The organism is Cupriavidus sp. CP313 (assembly GCF_054072015.1).
This window is the reverse complement of sequence record NZ_JBSVZB010000011.1, coordinates 1-16156: the sequence shown is the minus strand read 5'-3', so window position 1 is coordinate 16156 and position 16156 is coordinate 1. Positions and strand designations below refer to the sequence as shown.

The window sequence follows — 16156 nt, the reverse complement described above, 5'->3', positions numbered from 1 at the left end:
CCTCTTGCACTGGTCACCGGGCCACCATGGCGGGGTACCGCCGCACAGGATAAGGGCGTGGCGTCAATGCAAGGTGGCAGCAACCCGTTTCTCGCAACCCTCGCCGGCATCGTCGGCAAGAACCATGTTCTCACGGACGACGCCGATACGGCGCGCTACGTTGCCGACTGGCGTCGCACCTATCCCGGCGCTGCCCGCGCGGTGGTGCGGCCGGGATCGACCGCTGAGGTGGCCAGTGTCGTGGCCGCATGCGCCGCGCACCGCGTCGCCGTGGTGCCGCAGGGCGGCAATACCGGGCTGGTCGGCGGCTCCACGCCGGACGCGTCGCGCAGTGAGGTGGTCCTCAGCCTGGGCCGGATGGCCGCGGTCCGCCGCATTGACCCGCTCGACAACACCATCACGCTGGAGGCAGGGTGCACCGTGCTGGCCGCACAGGGGGCCGCCGCGGAGCAGAACCGTTTGTTTGCCTTGTCGCTGGCTTCCGAAGGCAGCGCCACCATCGGCGGCGTGCTGTCGACCAACGCCGGCGGCGAGCAGGTGCTGCGCTATGGCAATACTCGCGACCTCGCGCTCGGGCTGGAAGTGGTACTGGCGGACGGGCGCGTGCTCGACGCACTGGGCGGCCTGCGCAAGGACAACACCGGCTACGACCTGAAGCACCTGTTCATCGGTAGCGAAGGCACGCTCGGCGTGGTCACTGCCGCCACCTTCAAGCTGTTCTCGATGCCGCGCTCGGTCGTGACCGGCTGGATGGCCGTGCGCGACCCGCAGGCGGCGGTCGAAATGCTGAGCCGGCTGACCGATGCCGTCGGCGAGCGCGTGACCGCCTTTGAACTGCTGGGGCGCGGGGCGCTGTCGCAGGTGCTCTCGCATCCGCTGGCCGGCATGCGCGATCCGCTCGCGGGCGAGTATCCGTGGGCGGTGCTGTTCGACGTCTCCGAAGCCTCGGCGCAGCTCGATCCGCGCGCCGCGGTGGAGGCGGTACTGGCGGACGCGATCGACGCCGGCCTGGTCGCGGACGCGGTGATTGCCGAATCGGCACGGCAGGCCCATGAACTGTGGGCGCTGCGCGACCACGTGCCCGAGGCGCAGCGGCTGCACGGCCCCTCGATCAAGCACGACATCTCGGTGGCGATCACGCGCATCCCGGACTTTATCGCGCAAGCGGGCGCGGCGCTGGAGGAGCTGATGCCCGGCATCCAGGTGGTGTGCTTCGGCCACGTGGGCGACGGCAACCTGCACTACAACCAGAGCAAGCCGGCGGGCATGAGCGACGAGGCCTTCCGTGCGCGCGAAGGCAAGATCCACGACGTGGTCCACGCTGTGACCGCGCGCCTGCACGGCTCGATCTCTGCCGAGCATGGCATCGGCCGGCTCAAGCAGTCTGCATTCCTGCAATACAAGTCCCCTGTGGCGCTGGATCTGATGGCCGGCATCAAGCGGGCACTGGATCCCGCCAACCTGTTCAACCCGGGCCGCGTGCTGCCGCGCGACCTGGTCGCCCCGACTTCCCCTTCATTGCGCTAAGGAACCACGTTCATGCCCATTTCCGTCTTCGATATGCAATCGCTCCAGCACCTGTGGAGCACCGACGAACTGCGTGCCGTCTTCTCCGAGGAAAGCCGCGTGCAGAAGTGGCTGGACTTCGAGGCCGCGCTGGCCACGGCCCAGGCCGAACTCGGCATCATCCCGGAAGCCGCCGCGCGCGATATCGCCGCCCAGGCCAAGGTGGAGAACATCGACTTCGCCGCGATGTCGGCCGAAATCCGTCGCATTAAGCATTCGCTGGTGCCTGCCCTCAAGCAACTGCAGGCCTGTTGCGCCCAGCAGAACGGTGAGTGGGTGCACTACGGTGCCACCACGCAGGACGTGGTCGACACCGGCGTGGCACTGCAGCTCAAGGACTTCCACGCGATCGTCGTGCGCGACATGAAGGCGGTCGGCAACGAGCTGGCGCGCCTGGCCGCCGCCCATCGCGATACGCCGATGGCCGGCCGCACGCACGGTGTGCAGGCGCTGCCGATCACCTTCGGCCACAAGTGCGCGATCTGGCTCGACGAGCTCGGCCGCCACCAGCAGCGCCTGGCCGAATGTGCGCCACGCGTGTTGGTCGGCATGGTCGCCGGCGCCGTCGGCAGCCAGGCCTCGCTCGGGCCGCAGGCCGCGGAGGTTGAGCGCCGCACGCTGTCGAAGCTTGGGCTCGGCACGCCGGACATCAGCTGGGCACCCGCGCGCGACCGCTTTACAGAATACGCGCTGTTGCTGGCCATGATCGGCTCGACGCTGTCGAAGATCGGCAATGAGCTGTTCAACATGCAGCGCAACGAGTTCGCCGAAGTGGAGGAAGCCTTTTCCACCGGCAAGCTCGGTTCGTCGACCATGCCGCACAAGCGCAATCCCACTTCCGCCGAGAACCTCGCCGGCCTGTCGCGCCCGCTGCGCTACAACGCGGCCATGATGCTGGAGGGCATGGTGCAGGAGGGCGAGCGCGATGGCATCGCCTGGAAGATGGAGTGGAAGGCACTGCCGGAATGCTGCCTGATCGCAGGCGCGATGCTGTTCCAGGCCAAGAACCTGCTGGCGGGCCTGCGCGTGGATGCGCCCAACATGGCCACCAACCTCGACCGCATGCGCGGCTACCTGCTGTCCGAACACGTGATGCTGGAACTGGGCAACCGCGTCGGCAAGCAGACCGCGCACGAGTGGATCTACGAGGCGTCGATGCATGGCATCAGCAATAAGCTGGACTTTGCCACGGCGATGCGCAGCCATGAGCACCTGGCCGGCGAACTCGGCGAAGACGAGATCCGGCGCCTGACCGATCCCGCCGGGTATCTCGGCCAGTGCGGCGAGTCGGTCGACCGCGTGCTGGCGCAGCAAAGAGACGCGTGGCTGGGCCGCTGAGCCACTGATACGACCATAAGAACTACGGAGACAAGATCATGAAGACGTCCCTAAGTGGAACGAGGCCACTACGCCGCGTGGCGGCGGCGCTAGCGCTGCTGGCGGTTGCGGCGTTCGGCCATGCTGCGCAGGCCGCGTATCCGGAACAGCCGATCAAGCTGGTGGTGGGCTTTCCGCCCGGCGGCGGCGGCGACCTCTATGGCCGCCTGATCGCCAACGAGATGAGCAAGACCCTCGGCCAGACCGTGGTGGTGGAAAACCGTGCGGGCGCGGGCGGCAATATCGCGGCCGACGTGGTCTCGAAGTCGAAGCCGGACGGCTATACGCTGCTGCTGGCGATGAGCGGCAACCTGGCCGTGTCGCCGGCGCTCAAGCCCGCCTCGCTGCCCTACAAGCCAGGCGATTTCGCGCCGATCGGGCTGATCCTGGAAGCGCCCCATGGCCTGTTCGTGGCGAGCAATTCCAAATACACCGACGGCAAGGCGGTGCTGAACGCGGCGACGGCGCACAAGCTTTCCTTCGCCTCCACCGGCACGGGCGGCGCCGCCCATATCGGCATGGAGATGATCAGGCAGCGCGCCGGTGTGGACATGCTGCATGTGCCCTACAAGGGCTCGGGCCCGGCCATCACCGACCTGATCGGCGGGCAGGTGGACATGTTCTTTGCCACGGCGTCGCCGCTGATGGGCCAGGTCCGGCAGGGCCAGCTGCGCGTGCTGGCCCTGACCGGCGCGCAACGCAGCCCGGCGCTGCCGAACGTGCCCACCTTCAGGGAGCTGGGCGTGGATGTGGTTGTCACGCAGTGGTATGGCCTGGTGGCGCCGGCCGGCACGCCCAAGGACGTGCTGGCGAAGCTCTCCGAGCACCTGTCCCGTGCGCTCGCCCAGCCCGAGGTCCGCGACGCGATCCGCAAGGACGCAGCGATGGAGCGCAACCTGCCGCTGGACAAGTTCGGGCGCTACATCGCCGAGGATATTGCCCGCTACAAGAGCGCCGCCACGCCGGAACTGCTTTCGCAGATCGCACAGTAAGGGAACGCCATGAAGAAGATCTACGACACCCTGATGCCGGTCGATGCGCTGGCCAGCGCGCTCGACGGTGCAAAGTCCGGCGAGCTGGTGGTGCTGGACTGCAGCTTCGAGCTAACCGACCCGCAGGCCGGCCGCGCCGCCCACGATGCTGCGCATATCCCCGGGGCCCGCTACGTGCATCTGGAAGACACGCTCAGCGCCGCGAAGACCGGCAGTAACGGCAGGCATCCACTGCCTGACCGCTACGGCTTTGTGCAGGCGATGGCCACGCTCGGCATCGATGACGACACCCAGGTGGTGGCTTATGACAACGCCGGTGGCATGTACGCGGCGCGCCTGTGGTGGATGCTGCGCTGGATCGGGCATCGTGCGGCGGCCGTGCTCGACGGCGGCATCGGCGCGTGGAGGGCCGCGGACCTGCCCGTTACCGGCGAGGCGCCGCCTCCGGCCACGGCCGGCAATCTTGCGCTGCGTCCCTCGCTGGTCACGACCGTGGACTACAACATGCTGTGCGCCAATCTGGAAAGCGGTGAGCGGCTGGTTATCGATGCGCGCGCGCCCGACCGCTTTCGTGGCGAGAACGAGACCATGGACCCGGTCGGCGGCCATATCCCCGGCGCACGCAACCGGCTGTTCCGCGACAACCTCGGCGCCGATGGCCGCTTCAAATCGGCCGCCATGTTGCGCGCCGAATTCGAGGCGCTGGCCGGCGGACGCGTGCCGGTCGAACTGGTGAGCCAGTGCGGCTCCGGCGTGACCGCCTGTCACAACCTGCTGGCCATGGAAATCGCTGGCCTGTCCGGTGCGGCGCTCTACCCGGGCTCGTGGAGCGAGTGGTGCGCGCAGCCCGGCGCGCGCATCGCGACCGGCGCCGCCGCCTGACTTCACCAGTCTCTCCCTGACTCCATGACCGCAGACACCCATTCCAGCCCGTCCCCCTCCATGCGTCCGCACAGCGCCCACTGGGGCGTCTTCTCGGCGCTCTGGCAGGACGATGTGCTGACCGTCAAGCCCCATCCCGGCGACCCCGACCCCAATCCGCTGATCGACAACTTCACCAACGCCTTGCGCCATCCGGTGCGCGTCACCACGCCGATGGTCAGGCGCGGATGGCTGGAGGATGGCCCCGGGCCGGATGCGCGCCGCGGCCAGGATACGTTCGTGGCGATGCCGTGGACCGAAGTGCTGGACCGCCTCGCTGCGGAACTGAAGCGCGTCAAAGACCAGTTCGGCGCGGAAGCGGTGTTCGGCGGTTCCTACGGCTGGTCGAGCGCTGGGCGCTTCCACCATGCGCAAAGCCAGGTCCACCGCTTCCTGAACACATCGCTCGGCGGCTACGTGCGCTCGGTCAACAGCTATAGTGCGGGCGCGTCGGCGGTGATCCTGCCGCATATCCTCGGCAGCATGGACGATGTCGCCCGGCGCAATGTGACCTGGGAGCAGATCGTCGAACACACGGACGTTGTGCTCGCCTTCGGCGGCATGGCGCTGAAGAACTCGCGCGTCGCCAGCGGCGGCATTAGCCGGCATATCGAACGCGAATCGATGCAAGCCGCGGCGGCGCGCGGTTGCCGCTTTGTCTCGGTGAGCCCGCTGCGCACCGATTTCCCTGAGGAGGCCCGGGCGCAATGGCTGGCTGCGATTCCCGGCACCGATACCGCGCTGATGCTCGGCCTGCTGCACGAACTGGTGACGCATGGGCGGCATGACCGTGCATTCCTAGACCAGTATTGCGAGGGCTGGCCCGAGTTCGAGGACTACCTGATGGGCCGCAGCGACGGCACGCCGAAGTCCGCAGCATGGGCTGCGGCGATCTGCGGCCTGCCGGCAGGCACGATTGCCGAGCTGGCCGCCTCACTGCCAGGCCGGCGCGCACTGGTGGTGGTCGCGCACTCGCTGCAACGTGCCGAGCACGGCGAGCAACCGGTGTGGATGGCCGCCGTGCTGGCCGCGGCGCTCGGCCAGATCGGCCTACCTGGTGGCGGCTACAACTACGCGCTCGGCACGCTTGCGCATTACGGCAAACGCATGAACGCCGTGCCGGTGGCGGCGCTGCCGCAGGGCACCAACGGCGTCAAGCCGTTTATCCCGGTGGCGCGCATCGCCGACATGCTGCTCCATCCCGGCGCAGCCTTCGACTACAACGGCGCGCGCCGGACCTATCCGCATATCCGCCTGGCCTACTGGGCGGGCGGCAACCCGTTCCATCACCACCAGGACCTCAACCGGCTGCGCGAGGCGTTCCGGCGGCTGGATACCTTCGTCGTCCACGAGATCGGCTGGACCGCCACCGCCCGGCACGCCGACATCGTGCTGCCCTGCACGCTGACGCTGGAGCGCGAGGATATCGGCGCCGCGCCGACCGACCCGCTGATGGTCGCCATGCACCGCATCGCCGAGCCGCATGGGCTGGCGCGCGACGACTACGATATCTTTGCCGATCTGGCCGGACGCCTCGGCACCCGCGAGGCCTTCACCGAAGGCCGCACCAGCCGCGAATGGCTGCGCCACCTGTTCGAGCGCACCCGGCTGGCGCTGGCCGAGCGCGGGCTGGACGCGCCGGATTTCGATACCTTCTGGGAGCGCGGCGAACTGATGCTGCCGCAGCAGGACGACGACGGCGGCATCCTGCGCGCCTTCCGCGACGATCCCGCCGGTCGCCCGCTGCCGACGCCCAGCGGCAAGATACAGGTCACGTCCCCGACCATCGCTGGCTTTGGTTACGCGGACTGTCAGGGCCATCCGGCATGGCTGCCGCCAACCGACGGCCCGACCCGCGACCATCCGCTGACGCTGATCGCCAACCAGCCGGCTACGCGATTGCATAGCCAGCTTGACTTCGGTGCGCACAGCATCAGCGAGAAACGCAAGGATCGCGAAGTCTGCACGCTGCATCCTGCCGATGCCTCCGCCCGCGGCATCGGTGAAGGCGACATCGTCCGGCTGTTCAATAGCCGGGGTGCCTGCCTTGCTTGCGCAACGCTGTCCGATGCCGTGAGGCCCGGCGTGGTCAAGCTGCCGACCGGTGCGTGGTATGACCCGGCGCTGGACGCAAGTGGCCGGCCGCTGTGCTCCCACGGCAATCCCAATGTGCTGACGCGGGACCGGGGCACCTCGTCACTGGCACAGGGATGTGCCGGGCAGCTGACGGCGGTCGAAGTCGAGCGTCTTGAAGGAGAGCCGCCGCCGATGCGGGCGTTCGAGGCGCCGTAGCGGTGGCGCCCGGCGCACTTCAGTACGGCTGGCCCGAACGGAGCGGCGGCTGGCAGAGTTCTGCCGGCACCGCGCGGGAACGAGACGGATACAATGGAACGCCGGTCGGCCCCCGCCGGGCGCTCGCTTCCTCGGCGTCGGCTTGCTGATCTGTTTGCCGACAGCTCCAGCAACTCTGACAGGATATCGCTTGCCAGCCGGCTGTGCTGCGCGTAGTCGTTGACGCGATTGGCGCCCCAGTAGACAAAGCCAGCCTGGATGCAGACAAGACGAACTGCCGCGGGTATTCGAGCGTTTTGTCCGCGGCCCGCACTTCTTCGGCCGCGCGCTCGCTCTTCTGGCACGCGGTGCGCTCCGCGTCCGGTTCGCGCAGCGCGCGCCGCTCGCTGGCCTCGGCGCGTTCCTGCGCGAGGGTCACCTGCTCGCGGGCCCGCTCCAGCTCCACCGAGAATTGGGTACGCAGTTCCGTCAGCTGCCGGCCGGCGGCGTCCAGCTCGGCGCGTCCCGCTTGAGCCACTCAAAAATCGTCGCTACTGAGCACGATGGGATCGAGCGAAGGATTCACCAACCACTTAAGGTGGGCCGCTTCCTTGATCCGATCTCGATGCTTGTCGAAGACCTCCCCGAGGTCGCCAATATGGCCACCGGCCAGTTCATCAAGAGCCGAGCGCGAAATATAGCCTTTACTTTTAGCTCCATCCGCCTCGATGGTGAAGTACACCCGCTCCCCGTCGTCGGACGGCTTCGGCGAATATATCGAGAAGGAATTTGGCATTTTCAACTCCTCTGGCTTGATGAAGGAATCGTAGCATGAGCGTGTTAGTCCAGATCTTGAATGATGTCGATCGCCCGCTTGCCGTAATAGAGCGCGGCCTGCTCCGCCGCCGCGCGGGTGAAGTAGTCGCTGCGGTCGCCTGCCGGCCCGTAGATCATGTCGTCGTCCCGGTCAGCCGTGTAGCGGATGGCAATCATGTAGCCCCACTTTTGCCCTAGGGGCGGTTCCATTCGGCCCATCTCCGCGATCTCAAAGGCGATCGCGTGGACATACATGCCGCGGTACTCCTCAGTGATCCAGCGCATCCGCTCGCCCCCGCCGCCAGCAGCCCGCTCGCGCGGCGCCACCTGCAATTGTGCCAGCAGCCGGCGCGCCAGCGCCGCTTCGGCTTCGGCCCGCTCGGCCCGGCGCTGCGCCGCCGCCAAGTCCGCCTGCACCGCGTCCAGCTCGCCGGCGGTCCGCTGCTGCGCCTCTCCGGCGGCCGCGAGCCGATCGGCCTGCGCCGTGGCCGGGCTTCGAGCCGCGCCCGGGCTTCGGCCTGGGCCACCGCCGCGTCGCGGGCCTCGTGGCGCACGGCCGCCAATTCCGCCCGAATCTCTTCCGCCGTACGCTCGCTCTTCTGGCGCGCGGTCCTGGTCCAGTTCACGCAGCGCGCGCCGCTCGCTGGCTTCGGCGCGTTCCTGCGCGATGGTCACCTGCTCGCGGGCGCGCTCCAGCTCCGTCGAGAACTGGGTGCGCAGCTCCGCCAGCTGACGGCCCGCGGCCTCCAGTTCCGCTCGCCCCGCTTCCAGTCGCGCCTGGGTCGCGGCGTGCGCCTGCCGCTCGGCGGCCAGGCCCGCCTGATTTTCCTCGAACACCTGCCTCGCCTCCGCCAGTTGCGCAGCAACCACCGCGATCTCCTCGCGCGCAGCGGCGGTCTCGGCCCGTGCCGCGTCGCGCTCCGCTTCCGCTGCGCTCGCCGCGTGACGCGCCTCGGCGCGCAGCGTGGCCAGCTCGCCGGTGGCGGCTTCGTTGGCCGCCTGCCAGATCGTCCTGACCGCGTCGGCCGCGACCTGCTTCAGTGCGTCGAGAAGGTCCGGGTGACCGAGTTTGCTGCGCAACGGTCTGTGCGTATCGCCGGTCGTCCTCGGCGTGCAAAGCCGAGCGTCGACTGGCGGCGATATAGTTGAAAACGTCAGCGCGCCTGCTCCCTCGACAGATACACCTTGCGGGCCGGCGGACCTGAAGCTCGACACGGATAGCGGGCACGCGTTCTACATGGGCGTGCAGCTGGCGCGCGCGGAAATCGCGTGGCAGCTCGGCAAGCGTTTCGAACAGGACGAGCAGTTCGACTGGGGCTGCGCGGTGGATCGGCCCGCGCAAGACCTTAGCGTATGGCACGCGCGGGGGACGACGATGATAAAACCATGAGCCGCGCGTCTTTTAGTGCCGCGGCGTCAGGTTTCCAGTTTCCACTTGATCGAACAGCCAAATGCCGGGTGTTGCTGCGCAGGACCTTCGCCGGTCTGCGCGACCTGCCGCATCGCTTCGAAGAGGTCGCGCGGCGCACCGGCCACCGGGTCTTTGCGCGACGCGCCCACGCGACCCCGGTAACGCAGCCGCAGGTTCGCATCGAAGCCGAAACACTCGGGCGTGCAGACCGCACCATATGCGCGGGCCGTCTGTTGCGTCTCGTCATAGAGATAGGGAAACGGCAAGCCGGCGTCTGCCGCGAACGCGACCATCCGGTCGAACGAGTCCTCCGGATAGGTGCGCGCGTCGTTCGCGTTGATGCCCACGATGCCGATGCCAAGCGGCACGAGATTGCGCGCGTCGCGGATCAGCTGTGCCAGCGCGCCCTTCACGTAAGGGCAGTGGTTGCACATGAACACCACGACGACGCCACGCTCGCCGCGCACGTCGTCGAGCGTAAGCGTTCTGCCGTCGGTGGCGGGCAGCGAGAACCTGGGCGCTGCGGCGCCCAGATCGCCTGCGGGGGATTCGGTACCCATTTGCGTGCTCCTCGGGCGGCCAGGATAGCCGTGTCTTTCATTCGCGAGCCTATACCTCGAGACGCACCCCGAAGCTTTGCTCACCGATCGGCGTGAATGGGAGATCAGCCATGACACAGGACGAAGCACTGATGCTCGCCCACCATTTCATCACATTCCTGGAAACGGGCAACGTCCCACTGGTTTGTTCACGCCAGATGTCTTCTGCAATTTTACCTTGCCGAAATGGCGTCTTCAGGCGCCGGCATCGACGATAGCGTTTGCTTCGAAAGGCAGGCCATCCAGGGCCCGGCGAGGTTCCTCGCTGGCGATGCGGCGCCATGGAAAACCGGCTTTGTGCTCGAGATCGAGGAGCGTTGGGCCCAGAGGGCAGACACGCGGGACGGGGCCATTTCGATGCGCTCCGCATACTGCACCGGAGACTGGGATGCCGAGCAGCGTGCAAGTGGTGCTTGCTGCCTTTTTCGCGCAGGCGCACCCACAGTCGCCGGTTCTGGACGTAGGCATCGTCGACGCGCATCGCCAGCGCCGCGCCGATCCATGCGAACGAAAACACCATCAGCGCGATCAGCGCCCGGTCGCCCAGCCCGGCCGGCGTGGCCCACGTCGATGCGGTCGAGCAGTTGCCGCGCCTCCGCCGCCTCGAGCAGCGGCGTCTTGCCCTGCCGTGCGGTGTGGCTGCCCGCGCACCGACGCGGCGGGATTGACCGCGACCACCTGGCCGATCACCAGCCGTAGAAAAGAGAACGTGTCACAACTTCGTCAGCGAAAGTGTCGATTCTCATGCGCGTCGGCAGCCAAAGGCCGAAATTTGATACAAATCAATCGCTTAGCAATTTGCGAAGGGAATTTGTCCCGATCCGGGTCGATAGCTTCAGGCGTTTGCGCAACGACCGTGAGGCCTGCGTCGCTCCAAAAGAAAATGCGCCTCATACCTCGAGGCGCTTTCGGGAGCCAGCCCTACTAGGGTGGCGGGCGTCGACTGGTGTAGATCGTGATTCGAGCCCTGACATGTTCGGCGGGCTGCGGGTATCGTCCGCGTTTGCCCCGATTAAGCCCGGCGATTTCTCACCAGCTCGCGCCCGGCGGCATGGTTCGGCTGGATCGTACATACTCACTATGATCCGCCTGCCGCTGGCGCGACCAACCTCGCACTTTCCTGCGTCCCGGTGACGCAGGCCGGCCGCCTTCAGCGACTCAGTGCGGATAATCAGTATAGAGAATGCGGCGGCGCGCAGTATGGGCAATCCTGCTACGCCCTTTTCAGAAAGGCCTTCGCTTTTTCCGTGTTCCTATACCCGCAACTACAGCGTTCCTTGCGGTTCGCCTGCCTTGGGGGGCGGCGCTGCGGGCTTATCCGGTTCCACATGAACTTCAGAGCGTGTCAGACCCTTCCTATTCGCCGGCGGCGTTCTGTCCATGATGGCCCAGCTCCAGAGGCCATACCTTGCCGATTGCCGTTTTGGCTCAAGCCTGTCAGCACATTTGGCTTGTGAATCCGCGACGGCGGCATCCGGCGCGTAGAGAGCCCAGCCGGCCATGAGCGTTGTGGGCAGCGCCGCAACAAATATGAGCTTCGTTTGCTTCCCCATATTCTGAATTAAGGCGCGGCATTGCCGGCGCCCTTTCATCAGAAAGACAGGTTCGGATTCACGCCCGCCGGGGACACGATGGCTTGCTGCGTGATGAGGGGCACACCATATCCGGTCAGCACCGCAGCCACCGTGCGGTCCGCGGGCTCGATGGGTGCAATGGAGTGTGAATGTGAGCATAGTAGGCGCAGCGCTCGAAAGCGGCCTTGCAAATTGCCCGTCTCTTGGCATGACCCTTTGCGTAGTGGCAAAATCAGTTTGTTTGACGGTGACGGCTCCCTTGACATTACGCCTGGCTGCCGATCATGGGTCAACGCATATTGCCCGTGTGGCCTAGCGAATAGCGACCGGGTTGCGGCCAGACCGTCAGGCCATGCGGCTCCATACCGACCGGAATGGACTTGATCGAACCCGTCGTCGTGTCGATCGCGTAGACGACATCGTCAAACCGACCAGAGAGCCACAGCGTCTTGCCGTCGGCGCTAACATTGCCCATATCGGGGCTGCCTCCCCCCGGAATGGGCCAGGTTGCGACGATTTTGCGCGTGGCGAAGTCGATCACCGACACGCTGCCCTTGCCATGGCGCGGCCCGTGAACGCGATTGGAGCCGCGATTGGCGACGTACAACCTGGTGCCGTCACGGCTCGGGTACAGCCCGTGCGTACCGATGCCGGTCTTGATGAAGTCGATCTTAGTCAAGCGATCGCCGTCGACCACATGGACGCCACCGGCCATCATGTCGGCGACATAGAACACCTTGCCGTCCGGCGCAATGCGAATGTCCTGCGGCATGCCATTCCTGGCGAGTTGCAGATAGCCGACGACGTTGCGGTTCACAAGATCGATCTTCGCGAGGCTGCCATCGGATTCGCAGGTAAAGAGCGCGTACTTGCCGTCAATCGAGAAGTCGGCATGGTTGATTCCCTTGCACTGCGGTACTTCAAGGCTAGATCTGAGTGCCATCGTGTGCGAATCGCGAAAATCGAGTCGCGCTTGCGCCTCCGCCACGACGATCGCTTCCTTGCCGTCCGGCATGAAGTACATGTTGTATGGATCGTCGACCCTCACCTCCTTGCCCGGCCTCCCGCTCTTCGGATCGATCGGGGTCAGGCTGCCGTCGGGCCGGCCTTCAGCATTGTTGGTCACCCACAGCGTGTGAAGATCCCACGAAGGGACGACGTGCTGCGGCCGGTAGCCGACACGAAACTTGTCGACCACCTTGAACGTCGCCGGGTCGATGACATAGACGTCGTTCGAGCGCAGATTGGGCACATAGACCCGCGGCAACGCCTCAGCCACCGCCGGGCTGAGGTGGTCGGCTCCCGCCTCGCTGTAGAGATTGCTCGCGTTCACGACGGGCGGCATGCCTGCCACTGTGGCAACAGCCGGCGCGGCGAATGCGGCGCCGGCGGCGCTTAAACCGGCCAACGCGCGGACAACAGACGATCCGAGGCGCGACAGACGACAGGAACACAAATGCATGGCGACTTCCTTCCGTTAGCGGGTGGAGCGGTGCAGAAAAGCGGGAGGGGAATGCTGGCGAACCCTTCAACGGCCCGCGGTCTCGTTCCTGATGGCAGTGATGGTACGCAACACGATCGCATCGATGCCCAGCTGACCGAGTTCGGCGCTCGCGCGATGCGGGTCGCCGCCGTAGACGCCATCAGCAGGTCCGAGTTTCGCGCCATTTCGCAGTCGCTCCAGCCGAACCATCTGCGGCGCTACTGCGAGCAGCACGATGTGTCCGCGAGTCCGGCGTGCGTGCCAATCTCGTCGTCCCGGTAACCGTGCTCGCGCAGGATTTGGGCGTAACCATCCGAACTGGTGCCGTAGTACTCAGGCGGGACGAACGCGCGGGCGCCCGAGCCGACCCATGTCTTGTTAAGTCGAGCCACTACCCGCTTGATGTCGTTCTGATAGCCGCCGTGATCACCAAGAAAGACGATGTTCGTGAATCCATGGAGCTTGAAGCTGTTGGCGGCGGCCTCCAGTGTCTTTTCAAACGCATCGTCCGACACTGTGATGGTGCCGGGGAAACGCATATGCGCTGTCGGCGGTTGGTAGCTCCCCTCGGGCACATAAGCGATCACTGGCGCGACGAGCGCATTGCCAAGTCCTTCCGCGATTCGTTGAGAGAGCCCCCTTACCCGGGCGTTATGCTTGCCGAGCGCAACATGAGGGCCGCTTTGCTCGGTCCCGCCGATGGGGATGAGGATGGTGTGCCTGCCCGCCTGAATCTGGTCACGCAGTTCGGTCCAGGTCAGATCCTCAAGCAACACGGTTTTCGGCGGTTGCGCAAAGGTGGCTTGGAAGGCGATGAGCAAGATGATGGGAGCGAACGCCCTTCGTAGGAGAAAACCCATGACAAGCCCTCGTGAACGAGCATATCCGGGCTGTGGGAGCGCGGATGCGGGTACCCATTGATACAGCATCGGCAGCGACACGCCCAGATTCCGCGTCATCTGTTCGGCCGGCACCCTCGCTGATCATGGGTTCCCTGGCGGAGGCAATCTTACTCCATTAACACTTCCAGCAATTCCTGCTTCGCTTCGATTATAAATACGCGGTCGTATGCCTGGTCGCTGTTTTATTGGAGGCTATGTGCGGCGACTCAAGGTGCCGCGCCAATCTGCCTATGTAGCATCAGCCGACAAGCGTCGTCGGCGGGTCAGCGGGGTGCCGCGCTCCCTTCTTCCCCTCTCGTCGCACCGCCCATCGCGCGCTATATTTTTGTCGTCGGAACTTCATGCGCCCTCTCTACGTCCATGAACACCTACGTCGCACACAGCCGAGCCAACGCCATTGAGCGCATCAGTTCACGTGTCGAGGGCATGGTTGACCTCGACTACGATACGGGGTGGGAAGACGCCCTTGAGCTCGGGAGACTGGGGCAAAAATTCGGCGTTCGCGTCCAGTTCAGAAGCCTTGAGCACATTGCCGTCCGATCACCGGAAGCCCTACTACGTGGGCTTAAGGAACCGAAGACCACCTTCAGGCAGCGTCACCTATATTGTCTGTTCGATTTGGCAATGCTGACAGAAGCCACCTTGGCAGAACTCGAGAGCCATGCCATTCAGCACGGTGACTACATCTTGGCTGGCCACCTGTTGAAGAAGTCCACCCTCACATGGGACTGACATCGCATCCATTTTCGGGGGGCAAAGGTGCAGGCGTACGTGCCCAGCGGCGCTTTCTCGCGACACCGGCATCGATGCTCGCCACGTCGGGCTTCGCCCATTCGGATAGTGCCTCACGTTCGCGTTTCGCCCACTCCGGATAATCGCGCAATATGGATGCAGCGTGATGACAGGTCAACGTGGTCGCTGGGCACCGCAACTGTCGAGCACCAGCGAATTGGCGCGCCACTCGCCCCCTTGCGCCACCTGAAATCCCAGATCCTTCGTCCCGAATCTCTCCGCTCCCGTCAGCGAGCGGAAAACCACCAGGGAGGTGGGACTGCACGCTTCTCACCCCTCCCCGTCGGTACGGAAGACTGGCATCACCGCGGCTCGCCGCGCGCGGTCGGAGCAAGCGATCTCACAGCATATGCTGGCCGCCATTGATGGCAAGGTTAGCGCCGGTCATGAAACCAGCCTCGCGCGAGCACAGGTAAAGCACGAGCGCGGCCACCTCCTCCGGTTGCCCGAGGCGGCCCACCGGTATCTGGGGGATGATCTCAATATCTCGTCCATCATCGGCTCCAAAGGCGGGTTCGGCCAGACCAACTACGCCGCCGCCAAGGCCGGCATGCACGGCTTCACCAAGTCGCTGGCGCTCGAAGTGGCCAAGCGGGGCGTAATGGTCAACACCATCTCGCCCGGCTATATCGCCACCAAGATGGTGACGGCAGTGCCGCAGGAGATTCTGGACTCGCGTCGCGCGTAATGCCGGCGTTGTTGACCAGGATGTCGACGGGGCCGACGTCGGCTTGGAATCTTCCCGACACACGCTTGGCACGCTGCTGCGCACAGCGCGGCGGCCATAGCGGCAGCGGTCAGGGATCTGAGCCGTGGAGTTGACGTTTTCATCAATTGGAATCTCTATCGGAACGCCGTGGCAATCTGGAACCGGAAGTGCTGTACGTTGCCGCTGCCGATGGGTGTACAGCCCAAGGTCTTCTCCCATGTAAATTTCGTTCTCCCAAAGAAAAAATGCTTGAATCGCTGACATCCTCGCCAGGCTGACACGGCGCAGCTGGCCAAACGAGCCGCAACCACTATGGTGCCGTGCTGGTTGCTCTTCGTGACTGACGCTTCCCCTTGCCTCCAAGAGGCCTCGGGTAAGCGTCCGAATCGCGCAACTTCCCGAGCTGCTTCGACCGGTCCCACTGGGCGTCGGCAGGTTATCCGCGTTTGCGGGTCTCTGGTGCCAGCCGATCTGCCCGCTGCAGGCGGTCGCTTGCACCGCCGCCGCCTGCACCGCGTCGCCAAGCGCGGCGTCCGGGCAGCGCGCCCGGCGGGAGCTTTGGGCTTTCGCCGTTCTGCTCGCTTTTCATTTTAAGAAGGCCGTTCCACTGCGGCAACCACGGGTGCTGCTCGTGGCGCCACTCGCGGGACACTGCGCTACCCTCCTGCGCAGCACGGTCGTCACGATGCTGCCCGAGCACGACGTCTACCTCACCGACTGACACAATGCGCGTGCCGCTCTTG

9 protein-coding genes and 10 pseudogenes are annotated in these 16156 nt (G+C 65.6%); 9 read left to right on the top strand and 10 right to left on the bottom strand.

Features of this window, described 5'->3' with window-relative positions:
- Window positions 1-66: 66 nt before the first annotated feature.
- The 5 genes from ACW4E8_RS16620 to ACW4E8_RS16600 are packed head-to-tail and all read left to right on the top strand — an operon-like array spanning window position 67 to window position 7148.
- The gene (locus ACW4E8_RS16620; RefSeq protein ID WP_456805661.1) at window positions 67-1527 is read left to right on the top strand and encodes an FAD-binding oxidoreductase; all 1461 of its coding nucleotides are present in this window, start codon (window positions 67-69) and stop codon (window positions 1525-1527) included.
- A gap of 12 nt (window positions 1528-1539) precedes the next feature.
- Complete coding sequence (purB, locus tag ACW4E8_RS16615; RefSeq protein ID WP_456805499.1) at window positions 1540-2904, top strand: adenylosuccinate lyase; 1365 nt, start codon at window positions 1540-1542, stop codon at window positions 2902-2904.
- A 38-nt stretch (window positions 2905-2942) separates the two neighbouring features.
- Entirely contained in the window at window positions 2943-3935 is a 993-nt protein-coding gene (locus ACW4E8_RS16610) for a tripartite tricarboxylate transporter substrate binding protein (RefSeq protein ID WP_456805498.1), read from the top strand.
- A gap of 18 nt (window positions 3936-3953) precedes the next feature.
- On the top strand, window positions 3954-4817 hold the full coding sequence (locus ACW4E8_RS16605; RefSeq protein ID WP_456805660.1) for a sulfurtransferase: 864 nt from the start codon (window positions 3954-3956) through the stop codon (window positions 4815-4817).
- 24 nt (window positions 4818-4841) lie between these two features.
- Window positions 4842-7148, top strand: a complete 2307-nt coding sequence (locus ACW4E8_RS16600) for a molybdopterin guanine dinucleotide-containing S/N-oxide reductase (protein ID WP_456805497.1) — start codon at window positions 4842-4844, stop codon at window positions 7146-7148.
- A 104-nt stretch (window positions 7149-7252) separates the two neighbouring features.
- Here ACW4E8_RS16600 and ACW4E8_RS16595 read toward each other — a convergent pair.
- From ACW4E8_RS16595 to ACW4E8_RS16580, 4 genes and pseudogenes are all read right to left on the bottom strand, one after another.
- Window positions 7253-7435: pseudogene (locus ACW4E8_RS16595) on the bottom strand (sensor histidine kinase); the annotation flags it as partial.
- A gap of 20 nt (window positions 7436-7455) precedes the next feature.
- Window positions 7456-7659 (bottom strand): annotated as a pseudogene (locus ACW4E8_RS16590) (DNA-binding protein); the annotation flags it as partial.
- 6 nt (window positions 7660-7665) lie between these two features.
- Window positions 7666-7923 (bottom strand): hypothetical protein, encoded by a 258-nt coding sequence (locus ACW4E8_RS16585; protein ID WP_456805496.1) that lies wholly within the window; start codon window positions 7921-7923, stop codon window positions 7666-7668.
- A 317-nt stretch (window positions 7924-8240) separates the two neighbouring features.
- Window positions 8241-9023 (bottom strand): annotated as a pseudogene (locus tag ACW4E8_RS16580) (DNA-binding protein); the annotation flags it as partial.
- Window positions 9024-9144: 121 nt separating this feature from the next.
- On the opposite strand from ACW4E8_RS16580, the pseudogene ACW4E8_RS16575 reads away from it, so the two are divergent.
- A pseudogene (locus ACW4E8_RS16575) lies at window positions 9145-9333 on the top strand (DUF6513 domain-containing protein); the annotation flags it as partial.
- Window positions 9334-9359: 26 nt separating this feature from the next.
- Here ACW4E8_RS16575 and ACW4E8_RS16570 read toward each other — a convergent pair.
- The 4 genes and pseudogenes from ACW4E8_RS16570 to ACW4E8_RS16555 all read right to left on the bottom strand — a co-directional run bounded on the left by ACW4E8_RS16570 (window position 9360) and on the right by ACW4E8_RS16555 (window position 13870).
- Window positions 9360-9914 (bottom strand): thioredoxin family protein, encoded by a 555-nt coding sequence (locus ACW4E8_RS16570; protein WP_456805495.1) that lies wholly within the window; start codon window positions 9912-9914, stop codon window positions 9360-9362.
- A 427-nt stretch (window positions 9915-10341) separates the two neighbouring features.
- Window positions 10342-10646 (bottom strand): annotated as a pseudogene (locus ACW4E8_RS16565) (tyrosine-type recombinase/integrase); the annotation flags it as partial.
- Between the two features lie 1170 nt (window positions 10647-11816).
- Window positions 11817-12989: a YVTN family beta-propeller repeat protein gene (locus ACW4E8_RS16560; RefSeq protein WP_456805494.1), complete on the bottom strand. Its 1173-nt coding sequence runs from the start codon at window positions 12987-12989 to the stop codon at window positions 11817-11819.
- Window positions 12990-13055: 66 nt separating this feature from the next.
- Window positions 13056-13870 (bottom strand): annotated as a pseudogene (locus ACW4E8_RS16555) (creatininase family protein).
- 402 nt (window positions 13871-14272) lie between these two features.
- Between ACW4E8_RS16555 and ACW4E8_RS16550 the strand changes: the two are divergent.
- A complete protein-coding gene (locus ACW4E8_RS16550; RefSeq protein ID WP_456805493.1) occupies window positions 14273-14644 on the top strand; it encodes a PHA-granule associated protein 4 in 372 nt (123 codons plus the stop codon).
- A gap of 400 nt (window positions 14645-15044) precedes the next feature.
- Here the strand turns inward: ACW4E8_RS16550 and ACW4E8_RS16545 are convergent.
- Window positions 15045-15182 (bottom strand): annotated as a pseudogene (locus ACW4E8_RS16545) (SDR family oxidoreductase); the annotation flags it as partial.
- Between ACW4E8_RS16545 and ACW4E8_RS16540 the strand changes: the two are divergent.
- Window positions 15174-15383, top strand: a pseudogene (locus ACW4E8_RS16540) (SDR family NAD(P)-dependent oxidoreductase); the annotation flags it as partial. The pseudogenes ACW4E8_RS16545 and ACW4E8_RS16540 sit on opposite strands and share 9 nt — an antisense overlap.
- Before the next feature lies 1 nt (window position 15384).
- Here ACW4E8_RS16540 and ACW4E8_RS16535 read toward each other — a convergent pair.
- Window positions 15385-15466, bottom strand: a pseudogene (locus tag ACW4E8_RS16535) (beta-ketoacyl-ACP reductase); the annotation flags it as partial.
- A gap of 512 nt (window positions 15467-15978) precedes the next feature.
- Here ACW4E8_RS16535 and ACW4E8_RS16530 point away from each other — a divergent pair.
- A pseudogene (locus ACW4E8_RS16530) lies at window positions 15979-16131 on the top strand (polyhydroxyalkanoate depolymerase); the annotation flags it as partial.
- Window positions 16132-16156: the final 25 nt, after the last annotated feature.